This window comes from Sphingobacterium athyrii, from assembly GCF_003071065.1.
Taxonomy (GTDB): domain Bacteria; phylum Bacteroidota; class Bacteroidia; order Sphingobacteriales; family Sphingobacteriaceae; genus Sphingobacterium; species Sphingobacterium athyrii.
Genome location: NZ_QCXX01000004.1, coordinates 777,582 through 795,677 on the forward strand (window position 1 = coordinate 777,582; position 18,096 = coordinate 795,677).

The 18,096-nt window shown below is 36.7% G+C and carries 18 protein-coding genes; 6 read left to right on the top strand and 12 right to left on the bottom strand.

All coding sequences use genetic code 11. The features are described 5' to 3' along the window. Positions 1-69: 69 nt before the first annotated feature. A complete protein-coding gene (locus DCO56_RS17610) occupies positions 70-561 on the bottom strand; it encodes a SixA phosphatase family protein (RefSeq protein WP_165309133.1) in 492 nt (163 codons plus the stop codon). A 272-nt stretch (positions 562-833) separates the two neighbouring features. Here DCO56_RS17610 and DCO56_RS17615 point away from each other — a divergent pair, with 272 nt between their 5' ends. The 4 genes from DCO56_RS17615 (at position 834) to DCO56_RS17630 (ending at position 4,129) form a co-directional block, all read left to right on the top strand. After that, positions 834-1,682 (top strand): glycosyl transferase, encoded by an 849-nt coding sequence (locus DCO56_RS17615; RefSeq protein WP_241254851.1) that lies wholly within the window; start codon positions 834-836, stop codon positions 1,680-1,682. Continuing rightward, entirely contained in the window at positions 1,682-2,083 is a 402-nt protein-coding gene (locus DCO56_RS17620) for a sugar 3,4-ketoisomerase (protein WP_108635040.1), read from the top strand. The genes DCO56_RS17615 and DCO56_RS17620 overlap by 1 nt, the downstream gene beginning before the upstream one ends. Positions 2,084-2,090: 7 nt before the next feature. Beyond that, a complete protein-coding gene (locus tag DCO56_RS17625; RefSeq protein WP_245935864.1) occupies positions 2,091-3,137 on the top strand; it encodes a DegT/DnrJ/EryC1/StrS family aminotransferase in 1,047 nt (348 codons plus the stop codon). A 134-nt stretch (positions 3,138-3,271) separates the two neighbouring features. Then, entirely contained in the window at positions 3,272-4,129 is an 858-nt protein-coding gene (locus tag DCO56_RS17630; RefSeq protein ID WP_181390593.1) for a glycosyltransferase family 2 protein, read from the top strand. Positions 4,130-4,133: 4 nt separating this feature from the next. On the opposite strand, the gene DCO56_RS17635 is transcribed toward DCO56_RS17630, so the two are convergent. Continuing rightward, positions 4,134-5,138 carry a glycosyltransferase family 2 protein gene (locus DCO56_RS17635; RefSeq protein WP_108635043.1) on the bottom strand — a complete coding sequence of 335 codons (1,005 nt, stop codon included), beginning with the start codon at positions 5,136-5,138 and terminating at the stop codon, positions 4,134-4,136. Between the two features lie 343 nt (positions 5,139-5,481). On the opposite strand from DCO56_RS17635, the gene DCO56_RS17640 reads away from it, so the two are divergent. After that, positions 5,482-6,483 (top strand): WaaS/CpsH family glycosyltransferase, encoded by a 1,002-nt coding sequence (locus tag DCO56_RS17640; RefSeq protein ID WP_108635044.1) that lies wholly within the window; start codon positions 5,482-5,484, stop codon positions 6,481-6,483. A gap of 2 nt (positions 6,484-6,485) precedes the next feature. On the opposite strand, the gene DCO56_RS17645 is transcribed toward DCO56_RS17640, so the two are convergent. The 5 genes from DCO56_RS17645 to DCO56_RS17665 form a co-directional block, all read right to left on the bottom strand. Continuing rightward, positions 6,486-7,289, bottom strand: a complete 804-nt coding sequence (locus DCO56_RS17645) for a hypothetical protein (protein WP_108635045.1) — start codon at positions 7,287-7,289, stop codon at positions 6,486-6,488. A 115-nt stretch (positions 7,290-7,404) separates the two neighbouring features. Continuing rightward, entirely contained in the window at positions 7,405-8,448 is a 1,044-nt protein-coding gene (locus DCO56_RS17650) for a glycosyltransferase (protein ID WP_108635046.1), read from the bottom strand. Continuing rightward, positions 8,448-9,404 carry a WaaS/CpsH family glycosyltransferase gene (locus DCO56_RS17655; RefSeq protein ID WP_108635047.1) on the bottom strand — a complete coding sequence of 319 codons (957 nt, stop codon included), beginning with the start codon at positions 9,402-9,404 and terminating at the stop codon, positions 8,448-8,450. The genes DCO56_RS17650 and DCO56_RS17655 overlap by 1 nt, the downstream gene beginning before the upstream one ends. Next, complete coding sequence (locus DCO56_RS17660; RefSeq protein WP_108635048.1) at positions 9,373-10,389, bottom strand: WaaS/CpsH family glycosyltransferase; 1,017 nt, start codon at positions 10,387-10,389, stop codon at positions 9,373-9,375. Before DCO56_RS17660 ends, DCO56_RS17655 begins: the two co-directional genes overlap by 32 nt. Beyond that, on the bottom strand, positions 10,386-11,141 hold the full coding sequence (locus DCO56_RS17665; protein WP_219929412.1) for a glycosyltransferase family 2 protein: 756 nt from the start codon (positions 11,139-11,141) through the stop codon (positions 10,386-10,388). The genes DCO56_RS17660 and DCO56_RS17665 overlap by 4 nt, the downstream gene beginning before the upstream one ends. A gap of 405 nt (positions 11,142-11,546) precedes the next feature. Here DCO56_RS17665 and DCO56_RS17670 point away from each other — a divergent pair, with 405 nt between their 5' ends. Then, on the top strand, positions 11,547-12,158 hold the full coding sequence (locus DCO56_RS17670) for a glycosyltransferase family 32 protein (protein WP_241254849.1): 612 nt from the start codon (positions 11,547-11,549) through the stop codon (positions 12,156-12,158). On the opposite strand, the gene DCO56_RS17675 is transcribed toward DCO56_RS17670, so the two are convergent. From DCO56_RS17675 to DCO56_RS17695, 5 genes are all read right to left on the bottom strand, one after another. Further along, the gene (locus tag DCO56_RS17675; RefSeq protein ID WP_108635051.1) at positions 12,155-13,264 is read right to left on the bottom strand and encodes a glycosyltransferase family 4 protein; all 1,110 of its coding nucleotides are present in this window, start codon (positions 13,262-13,264) and stop codon (positions 12,155-12,157) included. The two genes, DCO56_RS17670 and DCO56_RS17675, sit on opposite strands and share 4 nt — an antisense overlap. Beyond that, complete coding sequence (locus DCO56_RS17680) at positions 13,261-14,286, bottom strand: glycosyltransferase family 9 protein (protein ID WP_108635052.1); 1,026 nt, start codon at positions 14,284-14,286, stop codon at positions 13,261-13,263. The genes DCO56_RS17675 and DCO56_RS17680 overlap by 4 nt, the downstream gene beginning before the upstream one ends. A 4-nt stretch (positions 14,287-14,290) precedes the next feature. Next, positions 14,291-14,896 carry a DUF4254 domain-containing protein gene (locus DCO56_RS17685; RefSeq protein ID WP_108635053.1) on the bottom strand — a complete coding sequence of 202 codons (606 nt, stop codon included), beginning with the start codon at positions 14,894-14,896 and terminating at the stop codon, positions 14,291-14,293. Between the two features lie 107 nt (positions 14,897-15,003). Continuing rightward, the gene (locus DCO56_RS17690; RefSeq protein ID WP_108635054.1) at positions 15,004-16,485 is read right to left on the bottom strand and encodes an NADH-quinone oxidoreductase subunit N; all 1,482 of its coding nucleotides are present in this window, start codon (positions 16,483-16,485) and stop codon (positions 15,004-15,006) included. Between the two features lie 6 nt (positions 16,486-16,491). Then, positions 16,492-18,093 carry a complex I subunit 4 family protein gene (locus tag DCO56_RS17695; RefSeq protein WP_108635055.1) on the bottom strand — a complete coding sequence of 534 codons (1,602 nt, stop codon included), beginning with the start codon at positions 18,091-18,093 and terminating at the stop codon, positions 16,492-16,494. Positions 18,094-18,096: the final 3 nt, after the last annotated feature.

Sequence of the window (18,096 nt, forward strand, 5' to 3'; positions counted from 1 at the left end):
TTGTCACTATTACAAGATTGGACTATTCAGGAGATATGTTCCGGGACCTATCGTTCTTTAATCTATATTTTAATCAACAATCTGTACAAGATCGGCACAGTTGCCACTAAGCATTTGAAAGGTAAAGCCGGCATCGATCTTAACCTCTGCAAATGATGAGGTGCGGAGATAAGCTGACTTTCTGGTTAGGTATTCCACCAAGTCCGTCAATGTCGGGTTGTGCCCAAAAAGTAAGACATGATCAATATGATCGGGGATGGTGTTGATGACTGAAAGCAAATGCTTGTAGGTGCACTCATAAATAGACTCTTCCATCTGAATATCAAATGATGAAGCACCCATAACGTCTAAAAAAACACGGGCGGTTTGTAAGGCTCTATTAGCTGGCGAACTGATCACAATGCTGTTTTCATCGAGTGTGAGTTTGGCTGCAAGTTTCTCTGCGACCTGTTTTGCGTGTTGTATGCCCTCGGAAGTCAATGCACGATCAAAGTCATTGACCCCGGGAATGGTTTCGGCTTTAGCATGTCGGATGATATAAAGTTTTTTACTGTTGTTCATGATTAAAATTTTTGATTCTATACTATTAACGTTTTTGTTCTCCATTTCATTGTGTTTGTGGCAGGGAGACAGCAGGTCTTGCATATGAATACAAATAATCGTAAACGAAGTTTTGAAAAAGTATATAATATATGTATAATTATTGCACCTTATTTAATTCATTGTACCTTTCACGCGGACTGGCCTTGTATCGGTCGCTTGAAAAGTGCGTAAGGAACTTTCATCTTTATATTTTTGCATTTGATGATGAATGTTATAACATTCTGAAGCGTATGGAGCTGTCTCATGCTACCATCATCTCTTTGTCGGATTTTGAAGATGAGCAATTATTGGCTGTCAAACCCACACGTACAGTAGGAGAATATTGTTGGACCTGTACACCGTCTATTATTTTATATAGCATCCGTAATTATGATCTGTCAAACTGTACCTATTTAGATGCCGATTTATTTTTTTATGCGGACCCTGCCGTTTTAATAGAGGAAGCTAAAGGGGCGTCAGTAATTATAACCCCACATCGGTATAGTGCGATGTATGAAGATAGTGAATCGGGCGGAACTTATTGCGTACAGTTTGTTTACTTTAAAAACTCACCTGAGGGAATAGCAGTCTTGGAATGGTGGCGTGCAGCCTGTATCGAGTGGTGCTATAATCGGAGAGAGCCTGGACGATTTGGGGATCAAAAATATTTGGATGTGTGGACATCGAAATTTACTGGGATACATGTATTGGAGCATCTCGGTGGCGGAGTTGCGCCCTGGAATGTTCAGCAATATGAATTCGAACATAAAATAGGGCAAGTTTGGGGAAGGGAGCTTTCGAGCCAACAGTTGTTTCCAGTGATATTTTATCACTTTCATGGATTAAAATATGCAGAGAAGAATTCTTTTACACTATCTAACTACTATACATTAAACGATAATGACATCGAATTTCTCTACAAGCCATATATCAAGATGTTAACATGTGCTGACCGGGAGATCAAAGCATTATCGCGTAAGATTGTTTCGCATGAAATCAATGAAATTCCACGTATCAGAACTTCACTGCGCCGTATGTTTAAATTATATGCACTCGGCAAATTTAGAGAATACTATCACAAATCCTATTTTTTAAGATAATGGCTTATCAGATTGACCTAAAAACATTCACCGATGATCGTGGGCATTTAACGGTGATAGAAAAAGTTATTCCTTTCGATGTGCGTCGGATATTTTACATTTATGGGGTAGATGGATCCACCCGCGGCGGACATCGACATCATCAAACGGTCCAAGCTGCGATCTGCCTGAAAGGGAGCTGTGCTATTTATAATCAGGATGGAACCAATGAGCGCGTTTTCGAATTGAATTCACCAGATCAATGCCTTATTTTGGAACCTAAAGATTGGCACCAGATGTTCGATTTTTCAGAAGACGCTATCCTCATGGTACTTGCTTCTGAATACTTTGATGCAACAGATTATATTTACGAACCTTATTTTATACATGATCCCTTACGAGAGCTTACAGCAAGTCAATAAAGAATTTATGGATGAATATACCGCGGCATTCCGAGAAGTGTTGAATGGAGGTTGGTATATTTTGGGAAAACAGGTGGGGCAATTTGAACAATCCTTTGCGAGCTATTGTGATGTACAGCACTGCATTGGGGTGGCCTCCGGATTGGATGCGCTTGTACTGTCATTACGTTATTTTGGCTTTAAACCGGGAGATGAAGTGATTGTCCCAGCTAATACCTATATTGCGTCGATACTCGCTGTTATGCAGGTTGGGTTAAAACCTGTTCTTGTAGAGCCCGATATACATACTTATAATATTGATCCTAGGAAAATTGAGCCCGCTATTACAGCACGGACCAAAGCTATTTTAGTTGTCCATCTTTATGGAAAGATGTGTGACATGGATCCCATTCTTCAGTTAGCAACCCAATATGACCTGAAGGTCGTCGAGGATTGTGCACAAGCACATGGAGCTATTTATAAAGACCAAAAGGCCGGTTCATTTGGTGATTTTGGTGCATTTAGCTTTTATCCAACGAAGAATCTGGGTGCATTAGGAGATGCCGGTGCTATAACCTGCAAGGATGAGGAACTGAATAAATCTATTCGTACACTACGGAATTATGGTTCTTCAGCTAAATATGTGTTTGATGAGGTGGGGTATAATTCTCGGCTGGATGAGTTACAGGCAGCTTTTTTATCTGTAAAATTGAAGTATTTGGATAAGATTACTGCACATAAACAGATGCTGGCCGCAATTTACCGAAGTGAACTGAAGTCCGATTTTATTCTTCCCGTAGTAGAAGCTGGTTTCGAGGATGTTTACCATATTTTTGCTATACGCCATGCTGAGCGAGATCGACTAAAAGCGTATTTGCTAGACAACGGTATCGGAACAGAAATTCATTATCCAATAGCTCCACACCAACAGAAAGCGATGCAGGGGATTCTATCCGGCGCAAACTATCCAATCTCAGAAGAAATTCACCGAACAATACTTAGCCTTCCGATTTCCTATGGCCACACGGAAGCGGATATTAGTCGAGTGGTTAAGGTAATGAATAAGTTTTCTTAACTCCTTCAGCTGAAACGATAAAGATTGTGGTTATTTATGCTTATATCCATTGGAATAAACTGATATTCTTTATTTTTGTTGTAGATTCTTATTGCAAATGTTGCAGTATACAATAAAAAGGAAGAATAACTGGTTTGGATAATAAATATAAGAATGTTAAATTTTCAGTCATTACTATTAATTATAATAATTGTAAGGGTCTGGAATTGACTATTAACAGTGTTGTAAATCAACGGTATAAAAAATTTCAGTTTATCGTTATTGATGGTGGCAGTAATGATGGGTCTCTGGAGACGCTTGCTACATATCAAGATCAGATTGATAATATTGTCTCTGAACGGGATCAAGGGGTTTATGATGCCATGAATAAAGGTATTATGCTCGCTAAAGGAGACTATTTGATATTTATGAATAGTGGTGATACTTTTTATGACGATGGTACGCTTGCTATTTATGACGAGCGGGTTGATGGCCAAGGAGACGTTTACTATGGCAATACGTTGGGTTTGTACGATTCGGGAGAGAGCTTGGATTTGATTCAACCTGCACAATTGACATTGTCATTTTGGTTGTTTAGTTCCTTAAATCATCAGTCCACGGCTATTAAGAGAAGCTTATTTTTTCAATATGGCTTTTATGATTGTCGTTTTAAAATTACTTCGGACTGGCAATTTTTTATGAATTTATTTTTCCAACACCAACTTTCATTTATCTATATTGATGATTTTTTGGCTAAATACGATTTACATGGAATTTCCTCTGACAGTTCGTACGCTGTGGCACATACTCGTGAAAGGGAAGATTTTATCGAAAATTTCTATCCATATTTTTGGCGTGAATATATCGCTTTGAAAGATCTCAAATATCTAGAAAATAAGTCTCGACGATTAATCCATTTTGAACATTTGCAACAGTCTAAAATTTCGTATCGTTTATTAAAATCTTTTATGGATATACTATTGCTGTTTAATCCACTAAAAATAAAAGAGTGACTCTTTATCTCAATAGATTTTTGACAGTTTTTTTTAATGCTCGTCTAAATTGTTTTGCTGTAATGTATTTCCATCCAAAAAAAGGTTTATGGAAAAAATAGAAAAAAGTTCTTTTTTCTCCATTATTCATTATTACCTCATACCATTTTTGGAAAATAAACTGATATGTTCTAAGGGATAATGATTCATTAGAGGGATTGATACGACTTAGTAATTGAATATAAAATTTCTTATATTCAAGTACGCTAATACTAGGCCATTCAAAAGGAGGTGTTATCATTTTCTGATATTTTATCTCCGAGGGTAGATCAATGGTACGAAGAATATTTTCTTTTATTGGTAAAATTTGATTTTCAAGTTCTAATGCATATTTTTTTGAAATTCCTGAAGTATGATCGCGATATAAAAGTAGACACTTATCTAAATTTGATACTGGATACTTTGTTGAAATTCTTAGAAATAAATCGTAATCTTCTGCAATGGGAATTCGGTATCCATTAAATTCTCTAAATACATCCGTTCTCATCATAATTGACGAGTGTGTGAAATTGTTGCCAAAAAATAAGAGGTGCCGAAGTAAATTTGAGTCTGTCTCTACCTTGAATTTTTGCCCTGTAGGTACTCCATTTGGATCTATTACATCCGCATGACCACCTATTAGAGCAAGTTCAGGCCTCTTATTAAATTCATTTAATAGTAATTCTAAACGATCAGGGATAGCAATATCATCACTGTCCATAATTGCAATGAATTCACCTTTACCCTCCCGTAGGACTCTGTTTCGGGTAATGACGACACCTTGGTTCGTATGATTTTGGAGTAGTCTTATTCTACTATCTTCAAATTTCCTAATTTCATTTAAGGTACCGTCCAAGGAACAATCATCTATAATTAGGAGCTCAAAATTATTATAGGTTTGATCTAGGATACTTTGAATTGCTTGTGCAATATATCTTTCGGTATTGTATGCGGCCATTAAGACCGTTACTAAAGGCTGCTTTGAATTCATTATAATATTATTACCAAGTTTGGTATATTTAAGCAGTGCTTTATTTAAAACACTAGCTCAGGACAGAATTATACAATATTTTCTCTTAGTGTAAAAATATGTAAAAATATTGAAAGGTCATTTTATTGATTCTATAAACAAACATTTTCCAAGATTTATCTTGACAAATAGAAGATAAATAATCTTGAAAAAGATTCTAGTATTTAGGAGTATGAAAGCTAATATTTATCTTTGTCATGATATCGGTTAGAAAGTCCAAGGAAGAGATAATATTATTCTCAATATAGCATATAAGAAGAAAATTACCTGATGGAATATTGAGGACTTATGATTTATATATTTTATGAAGAAAAGAATTTTATTGCTTGTTCCAAATGATTATAAACTATATTCATTAATAGAAAGAAATCTGTTAGAGATTGGTTTTGAGGTAACTGTTATCCTTCACGATTCCATAAAATTTCGATATAAAAATATATTCCAAAGAGTCTTAAATACTTTTAAAAAACTTACAGATGGGAACAATCAATATAAACGTAAGCTTACCTATGAATATACTGCTGAAAAACTGTTGAACAGAATTGATGCATTTGATCTGTTTGATTATTGTTTAGTACTTAGAGCTGATTTTTTTCATAAAAAGGTATTGTTAGCGGCCAAAAATAAAGCTAAATATATGGTGTCCTACCATTATGATGGGTTAAGACGGAATCCGGAGATTTTTAAATTGATTCCCATATTTGATAAGTTTTATGTATTCGATGAAGATGATATTATCTCAAATAACGAACTACAGACCCATCTTTTACATAATTTTTATTTTGATTTTGCTCAGGAAACTAATTCGATTAATTATGATGCTTATTTTTTAGGCTTTTATCATCAAAGTAGGGAGCATTTTTTGTTGAATTTGTTCGATATATTGACTAAAATTTACAAAAAAGTAAAATTTCAAATTGTTTTTAAATCTGATCAGCTAGAAAATGTAGATCTTTATATGGAGAGGGGGGTAGAGTGTTTAACTGAAGTTATTCCATTCGAAGATTATCTGAAGTTTATAGAACAGACAAAAGTAATTGTGGATTTTTTAATAGGCGATCATAATGGATTATCGTTTCGGATATTTGAAGGATTGAAATATGAAAAAAAAGTGATTACGACAAATACCAATGTTGTTAAATATGATTTTTATCACCCGAATAATTTTTATGTTTTAGACTATTCTTCGATGAATGAAGCAGATATAATTACATTCCTTAAAACTCCATATGTTGCTGTGGAGCTTGAAATAAGAAAGAAATATAGCTTTTCCTCATGGATCAGTCAAATATTGGATGTCGATTAAATTTAATAATTTGCTTCTGATGCTACCAAATTTCCATCTTCGTCAAATTTCCAGGAACTTGAGCTAGAAGAAGTTTTCATGTATACACTCTGTTCTTCTGTAAGATTTTTGGGATCCAAATACCAGCCCATGTGTTTACAGGTAAAATTTCCTGAAATGCGGATACCCTCATAAAATTTCATTGGTTTCACCTTGAATTTTTTCGGATATTTAGGTTTATAAAGGGCAAATGTAGTGTCTATTCCAGCCTTGTATATGTTTGGCTCTAATTTTTCCAGCCAAAATTGTTTTTCCCATTTTAGTACTTTTTGTTTAAACGGATAAAAATTTGGGATTGTTTTTAGGTCAAGTGCAAATCCAACTTTTTGTATTTTACCATGATATCTATCCATGATATTTATCATTATATCTAAAAAGTTGTCTGGTAATTTTTCGTTCGGAAGAATATCTGCATCAGTAATACAATAGTATCCGTATCCATATTTTTTCTGAAGATCTTCATTTTCAAAAAATACCATGTGACCTAAATTTTCAGACATCATCTCTATTTTTACTTTGCCGTTAATTTGCCTATAATAAGCTAAAAGAGGTTCATATGTTGATTTATTGTCGATAATTATTATATTTTTAATATTTTTAGCTAGAAGAAAAGAAACTAAATTTTTTAAATTTTCCAACTGATTATAATTGATAATTATAATCGGAATGCTCCTAGGATCTTTTCGTTGTATTTTTACTTTCTTATCGAAATAAATTAGAGATTTATACTGTAAAAAATGATATATCCGTTTTAATTGTTTTTTCATTAGCAAATTTCATTTTGGTAACGGCAAATTTAGTAAAAATAGTGTACATATACATTATAGAGTATGAAAAATTTCTTTTTACTGTATAATTTTTATGAAAAATTAAATGAACGAATCAGTTTTTTAAGGTATTTTTCCAAACATCTACAACATCGCTAATTTCATTATTTATACTATAATTATTCAAAATAAAATCCGAAGCTTGTTTTCTTTGAACTGTTACAAGATCAACGTTTGTTTCAAATAGATTTATTACATAAATAATTTTATTTACATATCCAATTATGTCTCCTTCTTCTACAGAATATGAAAACTCTGGTTTGAAATATTCTGCTCCTCCTCGGCCTATATATCCAACAACGATACAGCCACATGCCATTGCTTCGGCAGGCGGCAAACCAAATCCTTCTCGGTGATTGAAACTTAAAAAAATTGAACTTTCACGCATAATCTGTGCCACTTCTTTTTCTGATTTATCTTCAATTGGAACCAGATTCCAAGAACTATCCATTCCTCTCAGTCGAAGTATATTAATAACTTGTGAGATGTCGTGAGACAGTTTTCTTGGCATAAAGCAAATTTGTTTTTTCTTCTCTTTGGAATAAAAGAACAGTTCATTGTTTATTCCTAACCTTAACTTATGAATTGGAATCTTCGGAAATATGTATTTAAGATAGCTTTGAGAATCTTCGGAGACTGTTATTACAGCTAAAGTTTTATCATCAGTATATGTATTGTTCTGTAAATCAAAATTATCTGAATGGTCAAATGTATAGTAACAGTTTTGATTGAATATTACTCGTGGTAAATTAGGGGTAATTTTATGGGCATTTAATCCATAAAATTCTGGAAAGACCAGTATTGAATTGCTACCTATTTTTTTACTGATCATCTTCAGAAAGAATAATGTCAATCTTCGGAAGATATTTATGCTTTTTGAATTTGCTTTGTATTTTATTTGCTTGAAAATATAGGGGCTATAAGATATTGGCGGGTTATTTTGTAACCATTTCTCTCTATTCCCATGCCATTTATGTAAAATCCTTGCATTGATTCCATTGTCATTTAATACCTCAACCTGTCGGTACATCTGCTTGACCCCACCAGTAGCATACTTATTTGTAGGGCAGATAAAATAAATGATTAAATCTTGTTCCATTATGATGTAATGCTTTCAACCCAATTTTTTAAGGAGTATCTTTTTGCTATTTGTAAACTTGGCTTAAGATACTTTTCATCTAGAAATTCTTTAGGGAAATCTATATTATCAATATCCTTTATATATAAAATATTTGTTGCATTGTAAAATTCTAAAGATTTTACATTTTCAGATGTTGTGATTAGCTTTTTCTCTAAACCTAAGGCCTCAAATGGCCGAAAAGAAAGCCCTTTTTGATTAGAATGTGATAGATCCAAAATTGCTTTGCTGTCGAAGTAATATTCACAGGATTTTTCAAAAGGAATAATCTGATGAATGACTACCATGTTCTCAGGCAAATTTTCTTTAATTTGATTTTTTTTAGGAACCAGAATTTGAGCCTTTGCTTTTATATCATGTCTTTCAAAATAGCGGAACAATTTGATAGCATCATTAATTCTATTATCATATGTCATCAGCAAAGCTACATCAAACTTGATTTCTGAATTCTGGGCTTCTCTAAAATAAAAGTTAGTAATAGGTGTAAAACCATATTTTGAACAGTCATCGGAGTCGAAGCTTAAGACATTATCAAATTTAGCAAGATATCCTTCTGGTTGTGGAATTTTTTTTAAGCTATCCCATAAAATTGCTTTGCTTTTTTTTGATTTGGCTATAGCCCTTTTTAAAGCCTCTTCGGTTAATAGGTCAGGTCGATTCACAATAAGTAAATCATATTGTCCGCTGTCTTCAATGGCTTGTTGGACATATTGTTCGGTCTTAATTTTTTTTAAATTATCTTTTTTGAATGTTTTTAGAAAAAAATTATATATCCTTTCGCTAATGTTTTTGTACTTATAGGGTTTCGTAGAGTTTATTTCAATTACTTCATAATCACTATAGGATTGTAATCCGCTATATACAACTTCGTTAAATCCGTAATAATTAGGAGCTATAAAGAGTAATTTTTTTTTCATCTAAAGTTTGTTCGAGATCAAATACTTTTTCAAGCCAACTGTCTAATGTATATTTCCTATAAAGTTCGATGGAGATTCTTTTATAAGGGGTATGAAAAAAGGATTCATTTAAGATTTCCAAATCTTTATCAATATATAAAATATTTTGGGGATCGTAAAAATCATAATTTAGAATGCTTGGATTGTCAGTTATGATTTTTTTTTCCAGAGCCATTGCCTCAAAAATTCGGAAGCTTAACCCCTCCTGTCCATCTCGCATTAAATCGAGAATTACTCTATTCTTCCTATATTCTGTTAATACCTCATCTATATAAATAGGTGTTTTTCTTAGCTGGATATACCTGTTAAGTAATTTATTGGAGGATAATTGTTTTATTTTCTCTTTCCATACCTGTTTCCCCACGACGATAATTTTGCTTTTTATATTCATTGTAGAGAGGCGAGACGCTAATCTCCGCAAGAATTTAATCCGTCTTTTGTCATAGGATGTTATATAGAAGAGGTCGTTTTCAATCGTATCACATTGAAGAGGCTGTTCGGAAAGATAATTGTAGTTTGTAATCTTCTCAAAGCCGTATTTATTAACGTCTTTGTCTTCAAACGAATAGATCTTGTCAAACAGATCCAAACGATCTTTAACTGGAAATCGTTCGAGATTGTCGTATAGATAGGAAATCAGATATGGAGTATAAGATTTGATCTGCTTAATGGTCTCATAGTCCAAATTATGGGGATTGAGTACAAGGATCTTGTCCTGAGGGCCGAGCTTAGCCAGCGAATCAAGCACATATTGTTGACGTTTGATGTGCTTGATGTTTTTGTTTAGGAAGATTTTGCTCAGGGCATTGCGGAACCGTTCGCCAAAGTTTTTGTAACGATATGCTCCCATGTTAATATGAGAGGCATCAACCCCTTTTTCTTGTAATTTACTTACAATGTGGTGGTCATAATTCCAATAATCAAAGCTTATAATGCAAATCTTCATCTCTTTTCTTCTCTTTTCAACGACATAAAAGTTTCATGTACGCTGAGACTTTGTAAGTAGCAAAGTTGATATCCTCGTCGTCCGTCAAGAATACCTAGTTTCAAAAAGTATGCCTTAAAAAATTTAAAGGACACTTTTGCCAGGTGACTCAATAGCGAATAACGTTTGTTCTTCGCATAGAGCTCCTTGCCTTTAAGCGTTCCATAATGAACCATTTTCTCTTTGTAAGATGCATAATCAGCAAAAGAATAATGCCATATTTTATTTTTTAAACTACCAATCGTACCGTTGACTATCAATGTCTCGTGGACCTTCTTCTTGCTGTCGTATGTAGCCTTACTTTTTTTGAAGAGACGGAAATTCTTGTCGTTTTGTGTTCCGGAAAAATTGATCCGCTCACCACAAAAGAAAAATAAGCGATACATATAATATGCGTCTTTCGCTTGTGGATCATTGATGGTCTCCACTATTTCAGTCTGGCATGCCTTAGTCAGGCGTTCATCCGCATCCAAAAATAGCACCCAGTCGTTACTGGCGTATGTCAATGCCAAATTCCGCTGTTTGGTAAAATCTTCGAACTTATTTTGATAGATTTTTACTTTAGGATGCAATCGGGCAAGTTCCAGGGTACGATCGGTACTGAACGAATCCACTAAAATGATTTCGTCGGCAAATTCTAAACTTTTAAGAACTTCGCTAATATTATCCTCTTCGTTGTATGTAATAATTAAAGCGCTTATTTTTTGACTCACGTATACGATTTAATTAAAAAGTTGGACCATACTATATCAATCATAACGTATTAGTTTCTCATTTCGTTACATTAGGCTGGAAAAAATGACAATTATTGTTTTGCAATTTAGTCCTTAAGCTCAAAAAGCTTTTTCATTGTGACAAATATATTACATATTTTTTGTAATAAAACAAAAAAACGGAAATGCTTTTTTACGGAGGATTGTCAAAGAATTGTATTTTCGATTATCAAATACAAAAACTTAAACCTTATTAATTATATATGATTATTTTTGCACGAAAAGTAATAGCAAATTATTTTTTATGACGTTATATTAGCGTTATTTACGTGTTTAAATTCAATATAGTAAGTGGCTATTCCAAAAGTTATATACCAGACTTTCAAGACAAATAAAATTCCTTTATTGACCAAATTTTATATCTGGCGATTTTTAAGAAAAAATAAAGGTTACCGTAGAGAGTTTTTTGATGATGCTCAGGTGGATGCGTTTGTTAAGGAGTCTTTTGACGAACGCACTTATCGTGCTTATTCACGGCTTCAAATAGGTGCTGCAAAGGCTGACTTTTTTAGGTATGCGATCTTGTACATTAGAGGCGGTATATATTTGGATCTTGATAGTGACATTACGGGTAAATTAGATCAGGTAATTCGAACAGATGATGTCGCTGTAGTGGCGCGGGAGAAAAAGTGGCAACAATATTTTGCGCAATGGGCGCTTATTTTTGACAAGGGACACCCCTTTCTGGAAGAAACCATCAAACTCATTGTTGAAAATATTGAAAACAATAGATTTCCGCACGATGTGCATTCGATGACTGGTCCGACTGTTTATTCGCTGGCAATCAATAATGTTATTGCGCGTAATCCGGAGGTCTCGTACCGCATTTATACCGATGATTACAAAGGCATCATGAAATTTAAGTATAAATTGGGGAAGATCCTTATCTATGGGGATCGCTCTAAACACTGGAAGAAACTGCAAAAAGTCATTCCCGTCGTAAAGGCTGAAAATTAAAGTATAAGGTATTGCTCTGCCCACTGACTGGCCAAATGCTCATCATTAAACTTTTGAACATAATCCAGACCTTTGATACGCATGTCTTGGCGGAGCATAGAATCCTCAATAACCGTTTTGACTGTATGGCGGATATTTTCAATGTCATGTGGTGATACATATTGCGAAAATGGGCCTCCTGCTTCTGGAAAAACTCCTGAATCTGTAGTAATTACAGGGGTGCCTGAATACAACGCTTCAATAATGGGGATACCAAATCCTTCATAAATAGAAGGGTAGATGAATGCGAGCGCTGAGGAATATAAAATAGAAAGCTCTTGCATGTCCAAACCACTAAGAAAATAGACCCTATGCTCCATTTGATGCTTGCTGATAAACTCTTTAAGCTGAAGTTGATATTTGGTGCTTTTTCCCACTATGACTAAAGGTATGTCAATATTTTCTATTGCCTTGACAATGGAAAGTGCATTTTTCCGTTCTTCTATCGTTCCTACATTCAACAGGAACTCATCGGGTAAGCCTAAGCGTTTTTTCAAGGCTTCCTTTTCAATGGCCGTCTTTTCTATTTTAAACGCCTCGTGGCAGCCTTGATAGATGATAGCTATCTTTTCAGGCGGGATATCGAAAAATTCAACAATATCATTTTTAGTCTGTTTACTGATCGCAATAATTTTATCTGCCCGACGACAGGCATGCGCGAATTTCTTTTTATAGATCCAACGGTCAATCGGATGGTATAACGAAGGGTAACGCATGAAAATCAAATCGTGCATACTCACTAGCGATTTAATTTTGGCAGAAGTTAGATCGACAGGAATTTCTCCAGAAAGACCATGAAAAATATCGATCTGATCTCTTTTCAAATCCGAAACTATTCTTTTGGTTCGCCAGAGATTGGGGAAATTTTGGTTGATATATCCCTGTGGTTTCTTAATCTGTTCAGGACTGACGAGATTCGCATAGCGTTCGATAGATGTACTGGGCGTATAGAGGATATAGTCATTTTGCGGAGCAAACTTTGATAAAATGCGTATCAGATCCCGGCTGTAATTGCCCAAGCCTGATGCGTTGTTAAAAAAACGTTTTGCATCAAATCCTATCTTCATCTTATCGCTGTTATTTTTTCGATCACCATTTCCGGTGTAATTAAATCAATTGCTTCTGTACCGTCACAATCGCAAGGTTTGTTGCCATACACGGAGCTAGGGCGGTTGGGATGCTCCACTTGGATACAGTCCTCCGCTTGTTGCCCATACCCGGTAAATCCTGCGTACGGATGTGTTGCCCCCCATAGTGATAGGCATCTTACGCCCATCAATGAAGCCATATGCAACCCAGACGAATCCATACTGATCATCAGGTCCAGATTGGATATGATATCCAGTTCTTCCCGCAACGTAAATTTTCCAATCGTATTATAGGTGTTTGGAAAACGTTCAGTCCAGTTTTGTGCAATTTGAAATTCTTCCTTACCGCCTCCAAAGAGCAATACATCATATCCATGATGTGTCAGGTAGTCCATGATCTGTTCCATCTTTACCTGTGAAAGGATTTTATAGCGATGTTGTGCAAAAGGGGCGATGCCAATTTTTTTGCGATCAAAATTACCGAACATGCTGAATGCTACTTTGGGGACATCCTGCAAATTAAGCGCCAATCTATGACTAAGCTCAACGTGGAACCCCAGCGCACGAAAGACATCGGCATAACGTTCAACAGTCAATTTCAGTTGATGCTTAACCTTATGTTCCTTCCGTGTAAGAGCTTTTTTTTCTGCACGGCCTTTGTCCAGTTGTCTGACCCTCATGCCAGCAAGCGAAAATAACACCGCAAGTACGCGTGAGCGTAAATTGTAGTGTAAATCTGCTACAGCGTCTGCACCATATTGTGCCAGTTCCTTTTTTAACCGGACCAGTCCAAAAAAACCTTTATGAATTGTCTTCGGCTCAAAGGAATGGAACCTGACATTCTTTATGCCCTCAAAAAATGGGGCAAAAAATTGACGGCTCACCATGATAATCTCTACCGTAGGGTACTGCTGGCAAAATTCTTTCAATACAGAAGCTACCATGGCGACATCGCCCATGGCCGAAAACCGGGTTACTATAATTCGCTGCGGCAATGGCATGTCTTTATTTTCCGGATGTATAAAGTACAGGGTTCAGTTCGGGGTCGTTATACATTTTCATCTGCTTATAGACTTTCATGTATTTTTCACCCGATTCTATAGCCGTCAATAATTCGTCGATACTTTGTGAAAGATCCATACGTTGCTCCAGCAAGATGTTCAATTTGTTCTGACAGGCAGAGATATGCACTTCTGTGGCATCTGAACGGAGCGTTTCTTGCTCCATATGATAGATTTTTAAAGCGAGGATGGACAACCTGTCGATGGCCCAAGCCGGACTTTCGGTATTGATCTTTGCTGAAGGCAATGCTTCGATATCTTGATATTTCTGCAAAAAGTAGCTGTCTATATATTCGACCGTATCCGTGCGGTACTGGTTAGACTCATCGATGCGCCGTTTCCAATATAATCCGTCCTTGGGATCGATGGCAGGATTACGTACAACATCTTCCATGTGCCATTGTACGGTGTCAATCCAGCACTTTAAGTACAGGAGATGTTCTAGGGATTGTTTGTCATACGGATTCTGGATTGGATGATCAATCTGATCGTATACGTGGTAATCCTGGATAGCACGTTGAAAAATGGGATTTGCTATTGCACTAATCATGGTACAAATATAAAATATATTATGGAGTTATCCTTAATTACAAGCGCTGTATAAACACAGTAAAATTAGGGATGGATCACACTATTGAAGAAAGAGCGGTGACGATTTTAAAAAATAGAAAGCAAGGTGTCCGGGAACAGTCCGAGCAAGATCACCAAAAGGGTGCACAGCAAGCCAATACCGAGCAGCAAAGGATTGGATTTGCCAGTATATGGATCCACACTGTCTTTTAAGAATGCGTTCAATGGAATCTTAAAGTAATAAAATAGGGAAATCACCGAGGTTAGGGCTCCCACGATTAATAAAGCAAGCAAGGCAAAGGATTGGAAGCTTTGATACTGTTCGAATACCTTTGAAAATATCAGGAGCTTACCGACAAATCCAGCGGTGGGAGGCAAACCGATCAAAGCGATCAGCACTAAAGAAAAAGCGGTGAACAATACGGGAGATTGCTTGCCCAATCCTTTGTAAGCGTCAATGGAAGTGCTGCCCAAGCTGACTTCCAAACTATCAATAAAGATAAAGACAGCGATATTCATCAGGGCATAAATTGATAAATAGAATAGTAAGACATTCGATTCATTATTTTGATAGACCAATACCGCCATCAACAATATGCCCGTATGACCGATAGAAGAATAGGCCATCATCCGCTTGGCATCTTGTTGACGCAGGGCTGCCAGATTACCGATCAGCATGGTTGCAATGGCAATGATGATGATCGCGTAAGCCAGAAAATCGCTGAAATAAAAAGATACAGCAAGCCAGGCTGCAAGTAGCTTAGAAAGAAGTACTACAACGGCAATTTTCGGTACAGTCGCCAGGTAGGTGGTGATCACTGTTGGTGCTCCCTGGTAAACATCGGGACTCCAGACGTGAAAAGGAAAGAAACTCAGTTTAAAACCAATACCAGTCAGCAGAAAAAGGAGGGCAATGTTAATCATTAGCTGCGGAGCCTCCATCAGACCCGCAATATGACTTGGCGCATCAAAATTTAAGTTTCCCGTGAAACCGTATAGCAAGGATAAGCCATAGAGCATAACCGCAGCGCAGGTCGATCCAAAGAGTACATATTTCATCGCTGCTTCGGACTGTGCTTTGGTGGACGAAAAATAACCGACCATAATATAGGAACTGATGGATACGGTTTCTACTGCGATGAAGATCATTAGCCAATTGCTCGACATGGTCAAAAGATTCAACCCTAAGGTCGCCGTTAAGAGCACGGCATACAAATCTCCCAGAGGTCGATCATGTTGATGACGCTGCTGAATAAAAATTGTAATGAGCAGGGTTGAAAGCAGGATAATCAGCCGTGCCGATGTTGCGAATGTATCAATGTGAATCATGTCGAAGAATCCAACCATCTCCACATGGCTTAATCCTTGTCCCAATAGGTAACAACCACTCAACAATAATCCAGCTATCGTAACGGCGAAAGATGCTTTGTCCCAATATTTATCAACGAAAAGACTGGCGATAATAGTACCTATAAAAGTAATGATCAGTGTTAATTCCGGTTTGAAATAGGGAATACTACCGATAATTTGATCAATAAATGAACTGATATATGGACTGAATGCGAGCATGCTGGATTAAATAAATTGTTGGATAAAGCTGACCAGATTCAATACACTTGCATTGAGGTTGCTGAATACCAAGGATGGCATAATACCCAGTAAAAGAGCAAGAGCCAAGGTTGGAAATAGAATCAGCTGTTCACGGCTATTGATATCGGTCAGTTCATTGGCCCAAGATTCCCCTCCTTTGAGTCTGATCTCTCCAAAAAACATCCGTTGCAGTGTCCATAACAGATAGGCTGCACTCAAGAGGATACCGATAGAGCCTGCTAAGGCCATCCAACGGGGGAGCCCAGTGCCTACACTAGCTGCGTTGAACGAACCGATGATAACAAATGCTTCGCCGATAAATGCAGAGAAGCCAGGGAGGCCCAATGAAGCAAAGAAAGCAATGGCAACATAGCCTGTATACTTGGGCATAAGCTGAGCTAATCCTCGGAAACTATAGATGTTTCGATCATGTACACGGTCATAAACCACACCAACAAGAAAGAAAAGTGCCGCCGAAAGAAAACCATGGGAAATCATTTGGAACATGGCGCCTGAAATACCTTCGGCTGTCAATGAGGCTATACCAAGCAATACAAAGCCCATATGGGATACCGATGAATAGGCAATCATCCGTTTTAAATCTTTTTGTGCCAAGGCATTTAATGCGCCATAGATAATGGAGATGACGCCGATCAGTCCAAGCCACCAATTGGATAGCGCGGCCATGTCCGGGAAGATACTATAGCAAATACGGATAATGCCATAGCCACCTATTTTCAATAGGATACCTGCTAGGATAATGGATACCGGTGTCGGTGCCTCGACGTGTGCGTCAGGTAACCAGGTATGCAACGGTACGATAGGCACTTTGATCGCAAAAGCGAAAAAGAGCACCACAAAGCCAACTAATCTGGCCGAAACACCCAATATTTCCTGATAGCCATCCCAAGCGAAGATTGAATCTCCTAAATAATTCTGTGGATTCATCATGTAGATCATATTGAAGGTATGTGCCCCAGTTTCGGGGTTGATAACCGAAAAATATAAACCTACAATGATTAATAACATAAATACCGAACCAAAAAGGGTATAAAGAAAGAATTTTATCGCAGCATATTCACGCCTAGCCCCGCCCCAGATACCGATTAAAAAGTATAACGGTAGGAGCATGACCTCGTAGAATAAATAGAACAGGAAGAAATCCAAAGCACAAAAGATGCCCATTACAGCCATGTTGAGGACCATAAGTAAGGCGAAGTATCCTTTGGGGCTTTTCTGTATATTCCAGGAGGCACCGATTGCCATCAACATCACGAAAGCGCTGAGCAGCAGTAATGGCATGGAAATACCATCTATCCCGATCAGGTAATCTATCTCTAATTTTCCGATGGAGCCCAAGTCCAAGCGAATCCATGCAAGTTGTTCAACAAATTGGCATCCTGCCAGATCTTGTACGCCGGTCTTGCTGGCGTCAAAATGTGCATAGCATATGCCGGCGAGTACAAATTGTACTGCCGTAAAAGCTAAGGCAATATATTTGTAACTCGATTTGTATCGTGTTGGTAGGGCGAGGATAAACGCCGTCGCCAGAAGCGGTAAAAATATCAGTAAGGATAAAATAGGCATTTC

Bases quoted from the DNA above. Each gene is read 5' to 3' on its own strand.
- DCO56_RS17610 (WP_165309133.1), bottom strand. From the start codon at position 561: ATGAACAACAGTAAAAAACTTTATATCATCCGACATGCTAAAGCCGAA.
- DCO56_RS17695 (WP_108635055.1), bottom strand. From the start codon at position 18,093: ATGCCTATTTTATCCTTACTGATATTTTTACCGCTTCTGGCGACGGCG.
- DCO56_RS17645 (WP_108635045.1), bottom strand. From the start codon at position 7,289: ATGAAAAAACAATTAAAACGGATATATCATTTTTTACAGTATAAATCT.
- DCO56_RS17680 (WP_108635052.1), bottom strand. From the start codon at position 14,286: ATGCCATTGCCGCAGCGAATTATAGTAACCCGGTTTTCGGCCATGGGC.
- DCO56_RS17675 (WP_108635051.1), bottom strand. From the start codon at position 13,264: ATGAAGATAGGATTTGATGCAAAACGTTTTTTTAACAACGCATCAGGC.
- DCO56_RS17660 (WP_108635048.1), bottom strand. From the start codon at position 10,389: ATGAAGATTTGCATTATAAGCTTTGATTATTGGAATTATGACCACCAC.
- DCO56_RS17635 (WP_108635043.1), bottom strand. From the start codon at position 5,138: ATGAATTCAAAGCAGCCTTTAGTAACGGTCTTAATGGCCGCATACAAT.
- DCO56_RS17655 (WP_108635047.1), bottom strand. From the start codon at position 9,404: ATGAAAAAAAAATTACTCTTTATAGCTCCTAATTATTACGGATTTAAC.
- DCO56_RS17650 (WP_108635046.1), bottom strand. From the start codon at position 8,448: ATGGAACAAGATTTAATCATTTATTTTATCTGCCCTACAAATAAGTAT.
- DCO56_RS17640 (WP_108635044.1), top strand. From the start codon at position 5,482: ATGAAGAAAAGAATTTTATTGCTTGTTCCAAATGATTATAAACTATAT.
- DCO56_RS17625 (WP_245935864.1), top strand. From the start codon at position 2,091: ATGGATGAATATACCGCGGCATTCCGAGAAGTGTTGAATGGAGGTTGG.
- DCO56_RS17690 (WP_108635054.1), bottom strand. From the start codon at position 16,485: ATGCTCGCATTCAGTCCATATATCAGTTCATTTATTGATCAAATTATC.
- DCO56_RS17685 (WP_108635053.1), bottom strand. From the start codon at position 14,896: ATGATTAGTGCAATAGCAAATCCCATTTTTCAACGTGCTATCCAGGAT.
- DCO56_RS17615 (WP_241254851.1), top strand. From the start codon at position 834: ATGGAGCTGTCTCATGCTACCATCATCTCTTTGTCGGATTTTGAAGAT.
- DCO56_RS17620 (WP_108635040.1), top strand. From the start codon at position 1,682: ATGGCTTATCAGATTGACCTAAAAACATTCACCGATGATCGTGGGCAT.